Origin of the sequence: Kluyvera ascorbata ATCC 33433 (assembly GCF_000735365.1) — a bacterium.
GTDB classification, from domain to species: Bacteria; Pseudomonadota; Gammaproteobacteria; order Enterobacterales; family Enterobacteriaceae; genus Kluyvera; species Kluyvera ascorbata.
This window is the reverse complement of the sequence record NZ_JMPL01000085.1, coordinates 1-19384: the sequence shown is the minus strand read 5'-3', so window position 1 is coordinate 19384 and position 19384 is coordinate 1. Positions and strand designations below refer to the sequence as shown.

Annotated in this window: 16 protein-coding genes, 1 tRNA gene and 1 pseudogene; 7 read left to right on the top strand and 11 right to left on the bottom strand. The window is 50.0% G+C overall.

Going from position 1 to position 19384, the window contains the following annotated elements; all coding sequences use genetic code 11:
- A partial coding sequence (gene cls, locus GKAS_RS17120) for a cardiolipin synthase (RefSeq protein ID WP_035896068.1) occupies positions 1 to 714 on the top strand: 714 nt, incomplete at its 5' end.
- Positions 715 to 747: 33 nt separating this feature from the next.
- Positions 748 to 1077 (top strand): HI1450 family dsDNA-mimic protein, encoded by a 330-nt coding sequence (locus GKAS_RS17115; protein WP_035896066.1) that lies wholly within the window; start codon positions 748 to 750, stop codon positions 1075 to 1077.
- A 40-nt stretch (positions 1078 to 1117) separates the two neighbouring features.
- Here the strand turns inward: GKAS_RS17115 and GKAS_RS17110 are convergent, their stop codons facing one another.
- The 7 genes from GKAS_RS17110 to GKAS_RS17080 all read right to left on the bottom strand — a co-directional run bounded on the left by GKAS_RS17110 (position 1118) and on the right by GKAS_RS17080 (position 8991).
- The gene (locus GKAS_RS17110) at positions 1118 to 1963 is read right to left on the bottom strand and encodes an ion transporter (protein ID WP_035896064.1); all 846 of its coding nucleotides are present in this window, start codon (positions 1961 to 1963) and stop codon (positions 1118 to 1120) included.
- A 51-nt stretch (positions 1964 to 2014) separates the two neighbouring features.
- Positions 2015 to 3019: a murein tripeptide/oligopeptide ABC transporter ATP-binding protein OppF gene (gene oppF / locus GKAS_RS17105; RefSeq protein WP_035896062.1), complete on the bottom strand. Its 1005-nt coding sequence runs from the start codon at positions 3017 to 3019 to the stop codon at positions 2015 to 2017.
- A complete protein-coding gene (gene oppD / locus GKAS_RS17100) occupies positions 3016 to 4011 on the bottom strand; it encodes an ABC transporter ATP-binding protein (RefSeq protein ID WP_035896060.1) in 996 nt (331 codons plus the stop codon). The genes oppF and oppD overlap by 4 nt, the downstream gene beginning before the upstream one ends.
- Before the next feature lie 11 nt (positions 4012 to 4022).
- Positions 4023 to 4931, bottom strand: coding sequence for an oligopeptide ABC transporter permease OppC (gene oppC / locus GKAS_RS17095; RefSeq protein WP_035896058.1), 909 nt, complete (start codon positions 4929 to 4931; stop codon positions 4023 to 4025).
- A 14-nt stretch (positions 4932 to 4945) separates the two neighbouring features.
- Positions 4946 to 5866, bottom strand: a complete 921-nt coding sequence (oppB, locus tag GKAS_RS17090) for an oligopeptide ABC transporter permease OppB (protein WP_035896056.1) — start codon at positions 5864 to 5866, stop codon at positions 4946 to 4948.
- A gap of 85 nt (positions 5867 to 5951) precedes the next feature.
- The gene (oppA, locus tag GKAS_RS17085) at positions 5952 to 7583 is read right to left on the bottom strand and encodes an oligopeptide ABC transporter substrate-binding protein OppA (RefSeq protein ID WP_035896054.1); all 1632 of its coding nucleotides are present in this window, start codon (positions 7581 to 7583) and stop codon (positions 5952 to 5954) included.
- Positions 7584 to 8343: 760 nt separating this feature from the next.
- A complete protein-coding gene (locus tag GKAS_RS17080; protein ID WP_035896051.1) occupies positions 8344 to 8991 on the bottom strand; it encodes a YchE family NAAT transporter in 648 nt (215 codons plus the stop codon).
- A 497-nt stretch (positions 8992 to 9488) separates the two neighbouring features.
- Between GKAS_RS17080 and adhE the strand changes: the two genes are divergently transcribed.
- Complete coding sequence (gene adhE / locus GKAS_RS17075) at positions 9489 to 12167, top strand: bifunctional acetaldehyde-CoA/alcohol dehydrogenase (RefSeq protein WP_035896049.1); 2679 nt, start codon at positions 9489 to 9491, stop codon at positions 12165 to 12167.
- 129 nt (positions 12168 to 12296) lie between these two features.
- Here adhE and tdk read toward each other — a convergent pair whose 3' ends face one another.
- Positions 12297 to 12926, bottom strand: a complete 630-nt coding sequence (gene tdk, locus GKAS_RS17070) for a thymidine kinase (RefSeq protein WP_035896047.1) — start codon at positions 12924 to 12926, stop codon at positions 12297 to 12299.
- Positions 12927 to 13840: 914 nt separating this feature from the next.
- On the opposite strand from tdk, the gene hns reads away from it, so the two are divergent.
- Positions 13841 to 14248 (top strand): histone-like nucleoid-structuring protein H-NS, encoded by a 408-nt coding sequence (gene hns, locus GKAS_RS17065; protein ID WP_035896045.1) that lies wholly within the window; start codon positions 13841 to 13843, stop codon positions 14246 to 14248.
- 168 nt (positions 14249 to 14416) lie between these two features.
- Here hns and galU read toward each other — a convergent pair whose 3' ends face one another.
- The 3 genes and pseudogenes from galU to rssA form a co-directional block, all read right to left on the bottom strand.
- Complete coding sequence (galU, locus tag GKAS_RS17060) at positions 14417 to 15325, bottom strand: UTP--glucose-1-phosphate uridylyltransferase GalU (protein ID WP_035896043.1); 909 nt, start codon at positions 15323 to 15325, stop codon at positions 14417 to 14419.
- Positions 15326 to 15644: 319 nt separating this feature from the next.
- On the bottom strand, positions 15645 to 16658 hold the full coding sequence (gene rssB / locus GKAS_RS17055) for a two-component system response regulator RssB (RefSeq protein ID WP_035896041.1): 1014 nt from the start codon (positions 16656 to 16658) through the stop codon (positions 15645 to 15647).
- 91 nt (positions 16659 to 16749) lie between these two features.
- Positions 16750 to 17660: pseudogene (gene rssA, locus GKAS_RS17050) on the bottom strand (patatin-like phospholipase RssA).
- Positions 17661 to 17771: 111 nt separating this feature from the next.
- On the opposite strand from rssA, the gene GKAS_RS17045 reads away from it, so the two are divergent.
- The 3 genes from GKAS_RS17045 (at position 17772) to GKAS_RS17035 (ending at position 19366) form a co-directional block, all read left to right on the top strand.
- A complete protein-coding gene (locus GKAS_RS17045; protein ID WP_035896039.1) occupies positions 17772 to 18227 on the top strand; it encodes a YchJ family protein in 456 nt (151 codons plus the stop codon).
- Between the two features lie 49 nt (positions 18228 to 18276).
- Positions 18277 to 19119, top strand: a complete 843-nt coding sequence (gene purU / locus GKAS_RS17040; protein ID WP_035896037.1) for a formyltetrahydrofolate deformylase — start codon at positions 18277 to 18279, stop codon at positions 19117 to 19119.
- 162 nt (positions 19120 to 19281) lie between these two features.
- Positions 19282 to 19366: transfer RNA gene (locus GKAS_RS17035), tRNA-Tyr, on the top strand.
- Positions 19367 to 19384 lie beyond the last annotated feature (18 nt).

Below are 19384 nucleotides of genomic sequence, written 5' to 3'. Positions count from 1 at the left end.
CAAGACTCCGGCGTCGGTCAGTGGATAGACCTGATGGCGCGCATGGAAGGCCCAATAGCCACCGGCATGGGTATTGTTTACTCCTGCGACTGGGAGATAGAAACCGGCAAACGCCTATTACCGCCCGCGCCAGACCTCAATATTATGCCGTTTGAAGAGGCCAGCGGACACACTATTCAGACCATCGCCTCGGGGCCTGGTTTCCCGGAAGATTTGATTCACCAGGCGTTACTGACTGCGGCGTACTCCGCCCGTGAGTACCTGATCATGACCACCCCTTATTTCGTCCCGAGCGAAGATTTGCTGCACGCCATCTGTACCGCCGCCCAGCGCGGTGTTGATGTTAGCATCATCCTGCCGCGTAAGAACGATTCGGTGTTGGTCGGTTGGGCAAGCCGCGCCTTCTTTACCGAACTACTGGCTGCAGGCGTGAAGATTTATCAATTCGAAGGCGGTCTGCTGCACACCAAGAGCGTACTGGTTGACGGCGAGCTAAGCCTGGTCGGTACCGTGAACCTCGATATGCGCAGCCTGTGGCTCAATTTCGAAATTACGCTAGTGATTGATGATGCCGGATTCGGCGCCGATTTAGCCTCTGTTCAGGACGACTATATTTCCCGCTCCCGCTTACTGGATGCGCGGTTATGGGTAAAACGTCCTTTCTGGCACCGCATTGCCGAACGTCTGTTTTACTTCTTCAGCCCGTTGCTGTAAAACGTGCCCAATAGAACTCAACAGGTAGCCATCATGGATATGGATTTAAATAATCGTCTTACTGAAGACGAAACGCTTGAGCAGGCTTACGACATTTTCCTCGAGCTGGCCGTCGATAATCTCGACCCCGCCGATGTTATTCTGTTCAACCTGCAGTTTGAAGAACGCGGCGGCGCTGAGCTGTTCGACCCATCGGAAGACTGGCAGGAACACGTCGATTACGACCTGAATCCAGACTTCTTCGCAGAAGTGGTCATTGGTCTGGCGGAAACCGATGGCGGCGAACTGAATGATGTTTTTGCGCGCATTCTGCTGTGCCGCGAAAAGGATCACAAGCTCTGCCATATTCTGTGGCGCGAATAAGTCCAATATTGATTAAAGGGCAGCATAAAGCTGCCCTTTTTTATGCCCCGTATTCGTGAGGAAGCGAGGTGCCACAGCCGTTACAGTAACGCGCCTTAGGGTCGTGGTCACGCTGCTTACAGTGCGGACAAACGCGTTCATGACGGCGTTTTTGAAATTCATTGGTCATCTGAGAAGTGATAATCCCCGTCGGGATAGCAATCACCGAGTAGCCTATCAAGATGAGGACGGATGCCACCATTCGCCCTGCCGCGGTGTGCGGCGTGATGTCGCCATAGCCCACCGTTGTCACCGTCACAATAGCCCAATAAACCGATGTGCTCAGCGTGGTAAAGCCGTTAACCGGCCCTTCGATACCATACATCAGCGCACCCGCGACAACCATGACAATGCCAATAAAGGCATAGAACAGAATAAGCTGATGTCGGGAGTTAACAATCGCGCCCCACAGGCTATTTAATGCCGGCATCAGACGCAGTAATTTAAGAATACGTAATACGCGGATCACGCGCATTGCTCGCCAGGCGAACAGGTATTCCACACCTATCTGCGGCCATAATAATATGACGTACAGCGGTAAAATGGTGGCAAGGTCGATAAATCCCCAGAAACTGAAAACGTATTTTGCCGGTTTTGGCCAACAAAGCACGCGCAGGAAATACTCCAGGGTAAACATCAAGGTAAACCCCACTTCTAGCATGACAAATGTGTGCCATTCATCAAACGTCAGATGGTAGGTTGTGCCAATCCCTGATTCGATAAAAATAACGACAACGCTTAATAGCGCAAACAAACCGCACAGGGCTTCAAACCGTCGGCCTGACAACGTACGCTGATCGAATAAGAAATGATAAAGACGATGGCGCAAAGCGCTAATACCCGCCACGTTATCTCCTCGTCAAAATAAAAAGGGCTGGCAACTTGCCAGCCCTGACGATTATAACGGGTCTACTTTAAGACAGGAAACCGCGTGGCGGAAACTCCCTTCCAGAAGTGGACGCGTTTTCGCACATTCTGGACCTGCCAGCGGACAGCGCGTACGGAATACACAGCCTGATGGCGGATTAATCGGCGAAGGTAGCTCCCCTTCCAGTAGCTGGATGGTTTTGTTCTTCTCCATATCCGGGTCAGGAACCGGGACAGCAGACATTAATGCCTTGGTGTACGGGTGAAGCGGATTGTTGTACACCTCATCGTAGGTGCCAAGCTCCACTGCATGACCCAGATACATCACCAGCACACGGTCGGAAATGTGCTTCACCACCGCCAGATCGTGAGCGATGAAGATCAGCGATAGCCCCATTTCACGCTGTAGCTGCTGGAGCAGGTTCACTACCTGCGCCTGGATTGAAACGTCCAGCGCCGATACGGGTTCATCACAGATAATCAGCTTCGGTTCCAGAATCAGCGCACGGGCAATACCGATACGCTGGCACTGACCACCGGAAAACTCATGTGGATAGCGGTTGACGAGGTTTGGCAACAGCCCAACCTTCATCATCATGGTTTTCACTTTGTCGCGAACTTCCTGGCGCGGCATCTTCGGATAATACGTGCGCAGCGGTTCGGCAATGATCTCACCGATGGTCATACGCGGGTTCAGCGAAGCCAGCGGGTCCTGGAAAATCATCTGGATATCGCTGCGCACGGCGCGCCACTCATCCGGTTTCATCCCCAGAAGATCTTTGCCAAGCCAGGCCACTTTGCCTTCTGTCGCCTTCACCAGCCCAATAATGGCACGAGCAAACGTCGACTTACCGCAACCTGATTCCCCCACCACGCCCAGCGTCTCACCTTCGTACAAACGCAGGGTGACGCCATCAACCGCTTTCAACGTTTTTGGTGGCTGCCAGAACCACTGTTTCCCGTCTTTAATCTCGAAGTGAACCTTTAAGTCTGCAATTTCGAGCAGGACTTTTCTTTCATCAGTTACGGCGCTCATACCAGCTCCCCCACGTTTCTAAAGCAGGCACGCAAACGGCCTGGCGCAAACTCTTCCAGCGGTGGCGCGCTATTGCATGCTTCCATCGCATGTGGACAGCGAGGCTGGAATGGACAACCGGTCGGCAAGCGCAGTAAGTTCGGTGGGTTACCAGGGATGGTTAACAGCGATTCACCCTCAGCATCAAGACGTGGTACAGCATTCAGAAGACCAATAGAATAAGGATGTGCAGGATGATAGAAGACATCGCGCGCTTTACCGTATTCCATGGTCCGCCCGGCGTACATCACCAGCACCTTATCGCAGATCCCAGCCACAACGCCCAGATCGTGGGTGATCATGATAATCGCCGTATTGAACTCGCGCTTCAGCTCATTCAACAGGGTCATAATTTGCGCCTGAACGGTCACGTCCAGCGCGGTAGTTGGTTCATCAGCAATCAGCAGTTTTGGCCGGCACAGCAGCGCCATGGCGATCATCACGCGCTGACGCATCCCGCCGGAGAATTCGTGCGGATACATCTTCATGCGCTTACGCGCTTCCGGCATTTTGACCGCATCGAGCATTCTGACCGACTCTTCAAACGCTTCAGCCTTGCCCATGCCTTTATGCAGCATCAGGACTTCCATGAGCTGCTCGTCGACGCGCATATACGGGTTCAACGAGGTCATTGGGTCCTGGAAAATCATCGAGATCTGCTCGGCACGCAGCTTGTTTAGCTGATGCTCAGGCAGGTTAAGGATCTCTTTGCCGTTAAACAGCGCCGCCCCCCCAATATGCCCGTTGCTGGCCAATAGCCCCATCAGCGCAAACGCGGTCTGCGACTTACCGGAACCCGACTCACCAACGATACCCAGCGTTTCGCCCGCATGCAGGCTAAAGTTGAGGTCGTTCACGGCCGTTACGTCACCGTCCGGCGTTTTAAAAGTCACGCGTAAATCTTTTACGTTTAGCAACCGCTCAGATGCCGTTGCCGTTTCAATTGTGCTCATGGCAACTCTCCTTAACGGTCTTTCGGGTCGAGGGCATCACGCAGGCCATCGCCGATAAAGTTAAAACAGAACAGGGTCACAACCAGGAATCCAGCCGGGAACAGCAGCAGCCACGGCGAAACTTCCATTGAGTTCGCCCCATCGCTTAACAGTGCGCCCCAGCTACTTAGCGGCTCCTGGGTACCCAGGCCGAGGAAGCTCAGGAAGGATTCAAACAGAATCATGCTCGGTACCAGCAGTGAGGCGTACACCACCACCACGCCCAGTACGTTTGGCACGATATGACGAACCACAATGCTCACCGTAGAAACACCACCAACCTGCGCCGCTTCAATAAACTCTTTACGCTTCAGACTTAGGGTCTGACCACGCACGATACGCGCCATATCCAGCCAGGACACCATCCCGATAGCCACGAAGATAAGCAGGATGTTTTGCCCAAAGAAAGTGACCAGCAGTATCACGAAGAACATGAACGGGAAGGAGTTGAGGATTTCCAGCAAGCGCATCATCACTGAGTCAACTTTACCGCCCAGATAGCCGGACAGTGAGCCATAGAGCGTACCCACAATCACAGCCACCAGCGCGGCGGCGATCCCAACCATTAAGGAAATACGTCCACCGATGGCCACGCGCACCAGCAGGTCACGCCCGGAGGAGTCGGTACCGAAGTAGTGCCCGGAGGCCATATCCGGTGCGTTAGACATCATGCCCCAGTCGGTGTCGAAGTAGGAGAACTGCGACAAGATCGGGGCCAGCGTCACGAACAGCGCAATAAGAACCAATACAACCAGGCTGGCTACCGCGGCGCGGTTATGCATGAAACGTCGACGCGCATCCTGCCACAGGCTACGCCCTTCGACTTCCAGCTTTTCACTGAAGTTTTCCAGCGCCTCGCTGCTTTTTTTACTTAACATCATGGCGAACTCCAGCCTTAGTAACGGATTTTCGGGTCAATTACGGCGTAGAGCACGTCTACTACCGCGTTAAACAGGATCGTCAGTGCGCCAACCAGAATGGTCAGACTCAGCACCAGGGAGTAATCGCGGTTAAGCGCCCCGTTAACGAACAGCTGTCCAATCCCCGGCAAACCGTAGATTGTCTCAATGACCATCGAACCGGTAATGATACCGACGAAGGCAGGCCCCATATAAGAAAGCACCGGCAACAGCGCAGGTTTTAACGCGTGACGGAAAATAATCCGCCGCATCGGCAACCCTTTCGCCCGTGCGGTACGGATGAAGTTGGAGTGTAAAACTTCAATCATCGAGCCGCGGGTAATACGCGCAATGCTGGCAATATAAGCCAGAGAGAGCGCCACCATCGGCAGGATCATGAATTGAATCGCCCCGCCGTTCCAGCCACCACCGGGCAGCCAATGCAGTGTGATCGCAAATATCATCACCAGCAGCGGCGCGACAACGAAGCTCGGTATGACCACCCCGGTCATTGCCACCCCCATGACCGCGTAATCCCATTTGGTGTTCTGTTTTAAGGCCGCAATAACCCCGGCAGTGACACCGAATATAACGGCCAGCAGGAACGCCGCGGCGCCCAACTTCGCGGATACCGGGAAGCTCACCGCCACCAGATCGTTAACCGTATAATCTTTATATTTAAAGGAGGGACCGAAATCACCATGAGCAAGCTGCTTCAGGTAATTACCGTACTGAACCAGAATTGGATCGTTTAAATGGTATTTCGCTTCGATATTCGCCATCACTTCTGGCGGCAGCGTACGTTCACCCGTAAACGGACTTCCCGGGGCGAGACGCATCATAAAGAAGGAAATAGTAATAAGAATAAATAGCGTCGGAATGGCTTCCAGACAGCGACGTAATATAAATTTTAACATTGCCCGTACCTTCTGGCATGTGCCTTTGCACTGCTCTCAAATAAGACACGATGGAGCGAGCCAGCACCCGCCCCACGTATTGCCATTAATGCTTGATAACGTAGAGATCTTTAGTATAAACGTTATCCATCGGGTCTTTACCGGTGTAGCCGCCAACCCATGGTTTCACCAGACGGGCGTTCACATAGTAATAGACCGGTACGATCGCGGTATCTTTATCCAGCTGTTGTTCAGCTTTCGCATACGCGGCGGTACGCTGTTCTTCATTAGACGCTTTCACGGACTCAGCCATGATCTTATCGAACGCTTCGCTCTTATAGTGCGCCGTGTTCATGGAGCTGCCGGACAGCATGGTGTTCAGGAAGGAAGTGGGTTCGTTATAATCCGCACACCAGCCCGCACGCGCAACGTCGTAGGTACCCTGGTGACGGGTATCAAGGAAGGTTTTCCATTCCTGGTTCACCAGCTTCACTTCTACGCCGAGGTTTTTACGCCACAGAGAAGCCGCTGCGATAGCCAGTTTCTTGTGCAAATCGGAGGTGTTGTACAGCAGGTTGAAGGTCAGCGGCTTGTCAGCGGTATAGCCTGCTTCAGCCAGCAGTTTCTTACCTTCTTCGTTACGTTTTTCCTGTGACCACTTGAACCATTCTGGCTCGGTCAGCTTCGCGCCATCGGTATACGGCGGAGTGTAGCCATATGCAGGCAGGTCGCCCTGGCCTTTCACTTTGTTGGCGATAATATCGCGATCCAGACCCAGCTTCAGCGCGGTACGAACACGTGCGTCGGTAAATGGTGCTTTCTGGTTGTTAATTTCGTAGTAATAAGTACACAGATACGGATCGACGTGAACTTCGTTCGGGATCTCTTTTTTCAGCTTCTGGAACAGTTCAATTGGCAGCTGGTTATAGGTCATATCCAGCTCACCGCTACGGTAGCGGTTCACATAGGTCACTTCAGAAGACGTTGGCAGCCAGGTAACTTCGTCAACGACGGTTTTGGCGTTGTCCCAATACTGCGGGTTACGTGCCATCACGATACGTTCGTTAACAACCCAATCTTTCAGGGTGTAAGCACCGTTGGTCACGATATTACCAGGCTGAGTCCATTTTTCGCCGAATTTTTCAATGGCTGGCTTGTAGACCGGAGACATGGCCGGGTTAACCAGCAATTTATAGAAGTAAGGCACTGGTTCACTCAAGGTGACTTCCAGCGTGTGGTCATCCAGCGCTTTCACGCCCAGTTCACTCGGCGCTTTTTTACCGTCGATGATCTCATCAACGTTCACGATATGGCCGTACTGCGGATAGCTCGCATAGGGGGAAGCAGTTTGCGGATCCACCAGGCGCTGCCAGCTATATACGAAATCTTGTGCGGTAACCGGTTGGCCGTTAGACCATTTAGCGTCTTTACGCAGGTGGAATGTCCAGACTTTAAAGTCTTTATTATCCCAGCTTTCTGCAACGCCCGGAATCGGGTGACCGTCTTTAGGAGAGGTATTCAGCAACCCTTCGAACAGGTCGCGACTAATATTCGCCTCAGGTACCCCTTCAATTTTATTCGGGTCGAGAGACTGTGGTTCTGCGCCACTGTTACGCACGAGCGTTTGCTTGCTTGCCAACTGCACGCCTGCAGGAACATCTGCAGCCATAGCACTTCCCGCGATCAGTGCGGATAGAATGCCTGCCGCAACCAGGCTTTTTTTTGTGATGATGGACATTGTGTTGATACTCCGTTCATTATTATTACTGACTCACGCCAGCCTGTTTAGTCCCCTTTCGGGTTCCCGTACAGCGCAGGAGATTTTTGCGTCTGCCGGGTCGTTTACTGCTGCTATCACCGACTTTTTTATTACGATTGCTCTTATTGGCAACCTGACGTCGATTCATTAAAAGCCTCCCCCCTGTCGGGAAGCCTTTCTTATTCTGTTCATAACTATTTACAACTAGAAACAATTATCGTTTACAAAACTTTATCTTGAAAATTACCCTGGCCGGAAAGTACCAAATGCCTACCACTGCCGCCAATATAATTTGCAAATTTGTTAACCAATTCTCTTTTGTTCAACATTCTGCGCGATGGTCGTTAGCGTAATCGCAAAACCAATCTAACTGAACTCAATATTTTTCAAATAGATAGATAAAAAAACAGTCCTGGAACTGCGCGCGTTGAACGCTTGCGTGTTTTTTGTACAAAAAATTAACAGTTGCTTATTTTTTAGCACATAACTCTGCATTGAAACTGAAATTACTAATATCATTTCAATTATCTAACAGCAAGCATCAGAGTATGGTGTGAGAGAAATAACATGATGGTTCGAGATGGCAGGCAGGAAATGAAGTTATAGCCTATTGATATTTAATATTTTTTCATAACATTCAAATTAATTATGTATGGCATGTAACAAAAGTTGAAGAATATGTTTTTCCGATAGTCACGGCGGTAATGACGGCTAGCGCGTCACTACCGCCGTAGAATAATTAACCGACCAGGCCCGGGAAGATAGATTTGATACCCGTCACAATAAACTCAATACCCAGGGCCATCAGTAGCAGCCCCATGATACGTGTCACAACGTTGATGCCTGTCTGCCCCAGCATACGCACAAGCCCGGGTGAAATACGGAAAATGCCCCAACAACAATAAGCAAAAAGCACGATAGAAAGTGAAAAGCCTAACAAATAAGGAAGGGAATGGTAGCGCGTCCCCCACACAATGGTTGAGCTAATCGCCCCAGGACCAGCCATCAGCGGCAGCGCAAGCGGCACAACGCCCAGGCTTTCTCGTACCGAGGTTTCCGTTTTTTCCTGTTTATTCTGCTTATCCTCCCCCAGTTTTCCGCTGATCATCGACATCGCAATGCTGACGACCAGAATCCCACCGGCTATACGGAAAGAGTCGATGGAAATTCCAAACAGTTGCAGAATAACGTCGCCAAGGAAAAGCGAAGTTAGCAGGATAATGGCAACAGAGAGACTCGCCGTCAGGTTGGTCTTGTTGCGTACCATCGCCGTCTGATTACTTGTCAGGCTGATGAACACGGGAATCAACCCTACCGGGTTGACCAGTGCAAACAGGCCGATAAAGAACTTAAAGAAGATAGGAAAATCAAACAGCGTTTGAATCACGTTAACCCCAGAGCATCATTAAAAGTTAGTAGTTGACGAACGGCAAACCATAATTTGCGCTGACAATACCCTGTTTAAGCCTTAGGTTCATCTGAATTATCCATAAAACCGGGTACAAAACAGAGTGTTACTGAGTTGTATAAAATATGCTAATGTTAAACCCACCTCTACTCACGATTGATTAACAGCATTAATAATTTGCTAAAAGGGTCATGCTGAAAGGTGTCAGCTTGGCTTAAACTTGATTTAGATCATGCAAATCGTACTCAGAAGTGAGTAATCTGCTTACACCGAAAGGGAGACGCTCTGATAAAAAACGGCGTATCCGGCTCGGTGAGCTCCTTTGGCTAAATTAAAGCTCTTTTAGTAAATCAGTGAATCAGTTGTGGATAACACCTTGTTTTCTTAACTTTTTCGCCAGCTGCAGGCGATTTGTCTATACTGACTTGTCGAGCAGATGATTCACTAAAAAAGTTTAACATTATCAGGAGAGCATTATGGCTGTTACTAATGTCGCTGAACTTAACGCACTTGTAGAGCGCGTAAAAAAAGCCCAGCGTGAATATGCCAGTTTCACTCAAGAGCAAGTTGACAAAATCTTCCGCGCCGCCGCTCTGGCCGCTGCAGATGCTCGAATCCCTCTCGCAAAAATGGCCGTTGCCGAATCTGGCATGGGTATTGTTGAAGACAAAGTGATCAAAAACCACTTCGCGTCTGAATATATCTACAACGCCTATAAAGATGAAAAAACCTGTGGTGTTCTGTCTGAAGACGACACTTTCGGTACCATCACCATCGCTGAACCAATCGGCATCATCTGCGGTATCGTACCAACCACTAACCCAACTTCTACCGCTATCTTCAAATCGCTGATCAGCCTGAAGACGCGTAACGCCATCATCTTCTCTCCGCACCCACGTGCGAAAGATGCGACCAACAAAGCAGCGGACATCGTTCTGCAAGCAGCAATCGCTGCTGGCGCGCCAAAAGATCTGATCGGCTGGATTGACCAACCGTCTGTAGAACTGTCTAACGCACTGATGCATCATCCTGACATTAACCTGATCCTCGCGACCGGTGGTCCAGGCATGGTTAAAGCAGCATACAGCTCCGGTAAACCAGCAATCGGCGTTGGCGCAGGTAACACCCCTGTTGTTATCGACGAAACCGCCGATATCAAACGTGCTGTTGCATCCGTGCTGATGTCTAAAACCTTCGATAACGGCGTTATCTGTGCTTCTGAGCAGTCCGTTGTTGTTGTTGACTCCGTTTACGATGCCGTTCGCGAACGTTTCGCCAGCCACGGCGGCTACATGCTGCAGGGCAAAGAGCTGAAAGCCGTTCAGGACATTATCCTGAAAAATGGCGCGCTGAACGCCGCTATCGTAGGTCAGCCAGCATACAAAATTGCTGAACTGGCAGGCTTCACCGTTCCAGCAACCACTAAGATCCTGATTGGTGAAGTGAAAGTTGTTGACGAAAGCGAGCCGTTTGCACACGAAAAACTGTCTCCAACCCTGGCGATGTATCGTGCAAAAGACTTCAACGATGCCGTTGAGAAAGCTGAAAAACTGGTTGCGATGGGCGGTATCGGTCATACCTCTTGCCTGTACACCGACCAGGACAACCAGCCAGAACGTGTTGCTCACTTCGGTCAGATGATGAAAACCGCGCGTATCCTGATCAACACCCCTGCTTCTCAGGGTGGTATCGGTGACCTCTACAACTTCAAACTCGCACCTTCCCTGACTCTGGGTTGTGGTTCATGGGGTGGTAACTCCATCTCTGAAAACGTTGGTCCTAAGCACCTGATCAACAAGAAAACCGTTGCTAAGCGAGCTGAAAACATGTTGTGGCACAAACTTCCGAAGTCTATCTACTTCCGTCGTGGCTCACTGCCAATCGCGTTAGATGAGCTGATTACTGATGGCCACAAACGCGCGCTGATCGTGACTGACCGCTTCCTGTTCAACAACGGTTATGCAGACCAGATCACTTCTGTACTGAAAGCTGCTGGCGTTGAAACTGACGTGTTCTTCGAAGTTGAAGCTGACCCGACTCTGACCATCGTTCGTAAAGGTGCAGAGCTGGCTAACTCCTTCAAACCAGACGTGATCATCGCGCTGGGCGGCGGTTCCCCGATGGACGCAGCAAAAATCATGTGGGTCATGTACGAACACCCAGAAACGCACTTCGAAGAACTGGCGCTGCGCTTTATGGATATCCGTAAACGTATCTACAAGTTCCCGAAAATGGGCGTGAAAGCAAAAATGGTTGCGATCACCACCACTTCGGGTACCGGCTCTGAAGTGACTCCGTTTGCGGTTGTAACCGACGACGCAACTGGCCAGAAATACCCACTGGCTGACTACGCGCTGACTCCTGACATGGCGATTGTTGACGCCAACCTGGTCATGGATATGCCGAAGTCCCTGTGTGCTTTCGGTGGTCTGGATGCCGTTACTCACGCCCTGGAAGCTTATGTTTCCGTACTGGCTTCTGAGTTCTCCGACGGTCAGGCTCTGCAGGCGCTGAAACTGCTGAAAGAAAACCTGCCAGCATCTTACCATGAAGGTTCTAAGAACCCGGTAGCACGTGAACGCGTACACAGTGCAGCAACCATCGCGGGTATCGCGTTTGCGAACGCCTTCCTGGGTGTATGTCACTCTATGGCACACAAACTGGGCTCTCAGTTCCACATTCCTCACGGTCTGGCGAACGCCCTGCTGATCAGCAACGTTATTCGTTATAACGCGAACGACAACCCAACTAAACAGACTGCTTTCAGCCAGTATGACCGCCCACAAGCGCGTCGTCGTTACGCTGAAATCGCTGACCATCTGGGTCTGTCTGCACCGGGCGACCGTACCGCAGCGAAAATCGAAAAACTGCTTGGCTGGCTGGATGAGATCAAAGCTGAACTGGGTATTCCTAAATCTATCCGTGAAGCTGGCGTACAGGAAGCTGACTTCCTGGCACACGTCGACAAACTGTCTGAAGATGCGTTTGATGACCAGTGTACCGGTGCTAACCCGCGTTATCCGCTGATTGCTGAACTGAAACAGATTCTGCTGGATACTTACTACGGTCGTGAATTCGTAGAAGGTTCAGTTGAAGAGAAGAAAGAAGCAGCACCCGCTAAAGCTGAGAAAAAAAGCGAAGAAATAATCCGCTGATTTCTTGCTGAAAGCATAAAAAACAAGCCCCATCCATGATGGGGCTTTTTTATGCCTGGCTGGCTGAAATTAATAGGTTCTGCGTTCCCTCACCGTCACTAAAACGGCAGCAAACGCATCAGGAGAGGATTAACAAGAACGACAGGTCTTACGATGCTTATCCTGAATGACGGCCAGTGAGCCTTCTTCCAGCGCTTCTTTGTAGTGCTTACGGCACACGGAGACGTATCTCTCGTTACCGCCAATCACCACCTGCTCGCCCTCGTTATAAGGTCTACCCTCCTGATCGAGACGTAGTACCATGCTGGCCTTACGGCCGCAGAAGCAAATCGTTTTTAGCTCAACCAGCTTATCGGAGAGCGCAAGCAGATACTGGCTCCCCCCGAACAGTTCGCCCCGGAAATCCGTTCTCAGTCCGTAGCATAATACGGGAATATCGAGGTTATCTACCACGTCAGACAGCGCGTAGACCTGCTCACGCGTCAGGAATTGGCATTCATCCACTAGCACGCAATTAACCGGTTCACGTGCGTTCTCAGCGCTTATTTCAGCAAACAGGTTACTCGTCTGATTAAAAAGCTTCGCTGGAGAAGAGAGACCAATTCGTGAGCTGACTTTGCCTGCCCCGAAACGGTCGTCTATTTCGGCGGTATAAACCACGGTTCGCATACCCCGTTCCTGGTAATTGTATGACGACTGTAAAAGCGCCGTCGACTTCCCCGCATTCATTGCTGAGTAGTAGAAATAAAGTTGTGCCATTGGCTGAGGAGTCCTAATCGATACGTTTTTTAAACGGGGCGCAGTGTAACATATTTACCCCCAGGCTTCCTGTGTCATCCCACCGCTATGTATACGTACACATAAAGAAAGCACGCACCGTACAGCTGGACACCACGCTGCGTCCAATATTAAACAATACCTCAACGACCGTCTTGCATAATTATGTGACATGCATCGGTAACATCATCATTAGACTCAATTATTTGGTGTTTTTTTCATACCCCCCCCCTGCTGCTGCACTCCTACTCGACAGTAAAAAATAGCTAGCAAGGTTAATAGTTGAAAAGATTAATGAGTCCATCATTGAAAATGTGATCGACCACAATTTGTGTAGCGAAGTACTCACCATTGTTATCTGTAAATTAAACGTAACCATCAGCAAAATAACATCGTCATAACTATGGGCATAAACCAGTACACCCTTGAGCATCACACGGTTATTGTCACTGTGCTGCAATGAACTTACTAACCGGAAGTATACAATTTATCACCGCTCGCTATCAGTCAAATAGATGAATATCCATGAGGACAATCAGCTGCAGAAAGCCCGGAGAGGTCGTGAGGACGGAAGGATACCGCCATGCATCATTTTATAAAGTCGTGCGTTGGGTCGATGCATGCAGGCTAATACATAAGGTTGATATTTATCCATACGGAGTATATTTGCGTGTAAAAACACACCTACACCCCGCGTGTTATCGCGATTTCGCCCCAGCAATAAGCACCGTGAAGATGTCGAAGCTCGTCAGCAATTTAACTTATACATATTAAATATCGCACCAAATAACACGTTATTTTGAATTCCTTACATTCTTCCCTATTGCACAACTGATTTTATCGCTCTATTATTACCTCAACAAACCACCCCACAATATAAGTTTGAGATTACTACAATGAGCGAAGCACTTAAAATTTTGAACAACATCCGTACTCTTCGTGCGCAGGCAAGAGAATGCACCCTTGAAACGCTTGAAGAAATGCTGGAAAAATTAGAAGTTGTTGTTAACGAGCGCCGTGAAGAAGAAAACGCAGCAGCCGCTGAGATCGAAGAACGCACTCGTAAACTGCAACAATACCGTGAAATGCTGATTGCAGACGGAATTGATCCGAACGAACTGCTGAATAGCATGGCTGCTGCTAAAGTTGGCACTAAAGCTAAACGCGCTGCGCGTCCTGCTAAATATAGCTATGTTGATGAGAACGGCGAAACCAAAACCTGGACTGGCCAGGGTCGTACTCCAGCTGTTATCAAAAAAGCAATGGATGAGCAGGGTAAAACCCTGGATGATTTCCTGCTGTAAGGTTAATCAATCTGCTTCGTAAAAAGTCCCGCTTCGGCGGGATTTTTTATATCTGAAAAATGTGACAACTGATAACCAGCAGGCACATTGACGCTCATTTTTTATCCATTTGTGTTATTTAGAAATAAAAAAAGCCGGGTCTCCCCGACTTTTGCGACATTCGTTAAATTACTTCGCGACGCCCAGCGTCTCTTGCAGCCAGGTTTTAAAATCTTCACCTAGCGTATTGTGACGAATACCGTATTCGACAAATGCCTGCATATAACCGAGTTTATTACCGCAGTCGTGGCTTTTGCCTTTCATGTGATACGCTTCAACGGTTTCTTTCTCGATCAGCATATCAATGGCGTCGGTTAACTGAATTTCGTCGCCAGCACCCGGAGGGGTTTTGGCAAGCAGAGCCCAGATCTCAGAACTCAGCACATAACGCCCCACAACAGCGAGATTAGAAGGTGCAACGTCCGCTTTCGGCTTCTCGACAACCCCAACCATCGGCACGCTGTCGCCAGGGTTCAGTGTGGCGCCCTTACAGTCAACGACACCGTATGCCGTCACGTCTGCAACCGGTTCGACCATGATCTGGCTTGCGCCCGTTTCATCGAAACGTGCAATCATGTCAGCGAGGTTTTCGCGGCTTAAGTCAGACTCGTATTCATCAAGAATAACGTCCGGCAGGATCACGGCAACAGGTTCATCCCCTACCACCGGATGCGCGCACAGTACCGCATGCCCAAGACCTTTTGCCAGCCCTTGACGGACCTGCATGATGGTTACATGTGGAGGGCAGATAGACTGCACTTCTTCCAGAAGCTGACGTTTTACGCGCTTCTCCAGCATGGCTTCAAGCTCAAAACTGGTGTCAAAGTGGTTTTCAATGGAATTCTTAGAAGAATGGGTCACCAGTACAATTTCAGTGATACCAGCTGCAATACACTCGTTCACAACATACTGAATTAAAGGCTTATCCACCAAAGGCAGCATTTCTTTAGGAATTGCTTTGGTAGCCGGCAGCATCCTTGTACCTAATCCCGCCACCGGGATAACAGCCTTTCTTACTTTCGAATTTAGGGCAGCCATTCAAATCTCCTGAACTGTTCAAACTTTGAACTTGCTCGTTAATTAATAACGCATTGAGTATATCATCACAGCCACCTGAGGCTGGTCCGAAAAGGATGCGTTGACCTCGAATTAAGATAAATACTCGAAGACGTAGAGCTACAGGAGGGAACGCCACTCATAAACTCAAGTACAGATTAATCGCTGTAACGAAAGATAATGAGCCTGGCTAACGCACCAGCACGCTGAAACATGACGAGTATATCCACATCAATTTGGGAGATAGTATCACTATGGCAGATAAGCTGTTAAAGCTATCCCTGTAAAAAAATGCGTTTGCTCATTCCGCAGACAACATTAAGCGCAAACGGCCACCGGCACCCCAAATCTGGCACTGCCATGAGGTGCAACGTTGACTTATTTGATTGAGATAAGCCGTTCCTAACGTCCCTAACGGGACGCCATTGCTTATTTGTATTTGATGCTCGCCGGTATTTAACGTTCCATTCAAACCAGCCGACACAAGGATCAGATTTTTTAATCCGCTATGGTAATAACCGACCAATAGAGGGAACTGCCCAGGAAGATTTGCCTGGCGCAAAAGCTGATTGACCTGTTTCAACAAACTCCCCAATTCAGGTAGGCGTTGGCCTTGATGCGAGAGCTGTTCCTGCAACAAGCCATTAAAAAGCACGCGAAGTAATAGCGCGGCCAAAACGCCATTATCGCCGGCGCGAGTAACATCAAGACAATAAAACGCCAGATCCTGTTCTGACAATGGCGCAATATCCAGAACCAAACCAGGGGCATCCACCGCCATTAATTGGCGATAATTTATACGGCAGTGTGAAATATTTTGCTGTACCGGCGGCTGTAACTCCTGCAAGAGTTTAGCAGCGGCGGCAGGATTGTTAACCAGGGCATCCCAATCTTCAAACAGACGCTCTTCTTCCTCAACCCGCGAATTAAACATATTGGGATAGAGGCAAGCGAGCACAGTCTCTCGCAAGCGATTAAGATCCTTAACCGGTTTTAATAAGACATCCTGTACCCCAAGACGTAATGCCCTGGCGATATCAGCCATATTCTCAGTGGCAGAGATAATCAGAATAGGTATCTGCTGTCCTGCATTACGGACGTGCTCAACCAACTGGAGACCGTTCATGCGCGGCATGGCAAGGTCGCAAATCATCAGATCGGGTTTCTGGTTCGCCAATTGCGCTAAGGCGTCGACGCCATCTTGCGCCAACAGCGTATTCGCGCCTAATGACGAAAGCCATGAATCCATAAGTGAGCGGAAAACGGGTTCGTCTTCGACTATTAAAATCTGTTTTCCCGCCAACGGCTGCGTCATGATATCTCCCCTGCCCGACGATAAGTAAATAGTGGCATGCTATTGTGATAATCGCCTTTCAGATTTTGCTGAAGTAGTCGAAAAAAATGCCTTAAGTTGAACTCTGCACTAAAGGCAAAAGCTCATCTGTCTTTTTTTCAACCGCTTGTTGACCCGCGGCTATCGCAGATGAGGCTCGATGGAAATCCAGAGTTGAGATCTGGGGGCAGAACGGCTGCAATATAATATCCGGCGGGTCGCGGCCATACGGTTTCGCTTCAGCCTGTTTTCCAGGACTTGTATTGAGGTTGTCATGATCTCCATCGCCGTCGGTGCAACAACCGACCGACGCGCAGCCACTCGCCCTAAACGGGCGCGAAGGCGCTCATGCCATGATAGCTCATCTGGCGATTCATTCATCTCCGTATCAGGCTGAAGATTGACAGACAGAAGATCCTGCTGCATAAGGTGTGCGTCATGCTGCAAATCAACCGCAATAACAATATCAGCACCAAGCGCACGTGTGAGCGATACCGGTACCGGGTTGACTACCGCACCATCGACAAGCCAATAGCCATTGTGTAATACCGGCGCCATCAGCCCAGGAATGCTGCACGACGCACGTACCGCCATATGGAGATCGCCTTCGGTAAACCAAATTTCGCGTCCGGTACTGAGGTTCGTGGCAACGGCAGCAAAGCGTCGCTCGCACTGCTCAATCACCTCGTTAGGCATAATCTGTCGATAATGATTAAAGACGCGTTCCCCACGCAGTAGTCCACCCCGCCGCCACGAAAGATCCATGAGACGAAGCACATCCCAGTAGCTGAATGAGCAGACCCACTTTTCCAGTTCAGGCAGACGGTTGCTGGCATACGCCGCACCAACCAACGAACCGATTGAGCATCCTGCAACGATATCAACCTCGATACCCATTTCCTGTAGCGCCTTAATGACACCAATATGCGACCAGCCCCGCGCAGCTCCTGAGCCTAATGCCAGGCCAATTTTAAGTTTTCTCATTGCGACCGATGAACATCCTCTTACTGATAGCGTGGCATCATAGCCAGCGCTCGGTTAACATAGTGCTATCAGGCGTTAATTCGCCGTTAATTATCGATTCAGGAGTTGTCTTTGTCTGAACTTTGCCCTTGCGGCAGCGCTCTCGAGTATAGCTTATGTTGCCAGCGTTATCTGTCCGGTAGCGAATGCGCCCCCGAGCCAGCGTTGCTTATGCGCTCACGTTACAGCGCCTTCGTTAAACAAGACGCCGACTATCTGGTAAAGACCTGGCACCCTTCGTGTCAGGCGGCGGCTTTCCGCGACGATATCCAGAGCGGATTCTCCCGAACCGAATGGCTTGGGCTTACCGTATTTGCCACCGAAGCAGGTCGTACGCCTGATGAAGGTTTTGTCAGCTTCGTTGCCCGTTTTCATGAAAATAACAAGAATGGTGCCATCATTGAGCGTTCACGATTCTTAAAAGAAAACGGTCAGTGGTACTATATTGATGGCACACGTCCGGTCATTGGCAGAAACGATCCCTGCCCATGCGGCTCTGGCAAAAAATTTAAAAAATGCTGTGGGTAATAAACCCAATAACAGCCTCGCAAACATCATCAACAGGATTTACCCGGCAATGCATTCCATACAACGTAAAGTTCTTCGCACCATCTGCCCTGACCAAAAAGGGCTTATCGCGCGCATCACCAACATCTGCTACAAGCACGAATTAAACATCGTGCAGAACAACGAGTTCGTCGATCACCGCACCGGACGCTTCTTTATGCGTACGGAGCTGGAAGGGATCTTTAACGACTCTACCCTGCTCGCAGACTTAGACAGCGCGCTGCCGGAAGGTTCTGTTCGTGAATTAAACCCCGCAGGCCGTCGCCGTATCGTGATTCTGGTAACGAAAGAAGCCCACTGCCTTGGCGATCTGTTGATGAAGGCCAACTATGGCGGACTGGATGTCGAAATCGCGGCCGTCATCGGCAACCATGAAACGTTGCGCACCCTTGTTGAACGTTTTGACATTCCTTTCCAACTGGTTAGCCACGAAGGGCTGGCGCGCGAAGAGCATGATAAGTTAATGGCCGACGCTATCGAAGCGCACGAGCCGGACTACGTGGTGCTGGCGAAATATATGCGTGTGCTGACGCCTGAGTTCGTCTCTCGTTTCCCGAACAAGATTATCAACATCCACCATTCGTTCCTGCCAGCATTTATCGGCGCACGCCCTTACCACCAGGCCTATGAGCGCGGCGTGAAGATTGTGGGTGCGACGGCGCACTACGTGAACGATAATCTGGATGAAGGTCCAATCATCATGCAGGACGTGATTCACGTCGATCATACCTATACCGCGGAAGATATGATGCGTGCCGGTCGAGACGTAGAGAAAAACGTACTGAGCCGTGCGCTTTATCAGGTATTAGCTCAGCGCGTCTTCGTTTACGGTAATCGGACGATCATTCTTTAATCACTTGAGAAATGAATTGATTAGCTTTAATCCGTTACGGATGAAAAGTACGCAAACAGTTCATTTTCGGTAAACGAATGCTTTACAGCGGCGCGTCATTTGATATGATGCGCCCCGCTTCCCAAGAAGGAAGCAGGCCAGTAAAACCAAGCATTACCCCGTGGTGGGGTTCCCGAGCGGCCAAAGGGAGCAGACTGTAAATCTGCCGTCATCGACTTCGAAGGTTCGAATCCTTCCCCCACCACCATCACTCAGCTTTACCTAC

Bases quoted from the DNA above. Each gene is read 5' to 3' on its own strand.
- GKAS_RS17115 (WP_035896066.1), top strand. From the start codon at position 748: ATGGATATGGATTTAAATAATCGTCTTACTGAAGACGAAACGCTTGAG.
- oppF (WP_035896062.1), bottom strand. From the start codon at position 3,019: ATGAGCGCCGTAACTGATGAAAGAAAAGTCCTGCTCGAAATTGCAGAC.
- oppD (WP_035896060.1), bottom strand. From the start codon at position 4,011: ATGAGCACAATTGAAACGGCAACGGCATCTGAGCGGTTGCTAAACGTA.
- oppC (WP_035896058.1), bottom strand. From the start codon at position 4,931: ATGATGTTAAGTAAAAAAAGCAGCGAGGCGCTGGAAAACTTCAGTGAA.
- oppB (WP_035896056.1), bottom strand. From the start codon at position 5,866: ATGTTAAAATTTATATTACGTCGCTGTCTGGAAGCCATTCCGACGCTA.
- oppA (WP_035896054.1), bottom strand. From the start codon at position 7,583: ATGTCCATCATCACAAAAAAAAGCCTGGTTGCGGCAGGCATTCTATCC.
- adhE (WP_035896049.1), top strand. From the start codon at position 9,489: ATGGCTGTTACTAATGTCGCTGAACTTAACGCACTTGTAGAGCGCGTA.
- tdk (WP_035896047.1), bottom strand. From the start codon at position 12,926: ATGGCACAACTTTATTTCTACTACTCAGCAATGAATGCGGGGAAGTCG.
- hns (WP_035896045.1), top strand. From the start codon at position 13,841: ATGAGCGAAGCACTTAAAATTTTGAACAACATCCGTACTCTTCGTGCG.
- galU (WP_035896043.1), bottom strand. From the start codon at position 15,325: ATGGCTGCCCTAAATTCGAAAGTAAGAAAGGCTGTTATCCCGGTGGCG.
- rssB (WP_035896041.1), bottom strand. From the start codon at position 16,658: ATGACGCAGCCGTTGGCGGGAAAACAGATTTTAATAGTCGAAGACGAA.
- purU (WP_035896037.1), top strand. From the start codon at position 18,277: ATGCATTCCATACAACGTAAAGTTCTTCGCACCATCTGCCCTGACCAA.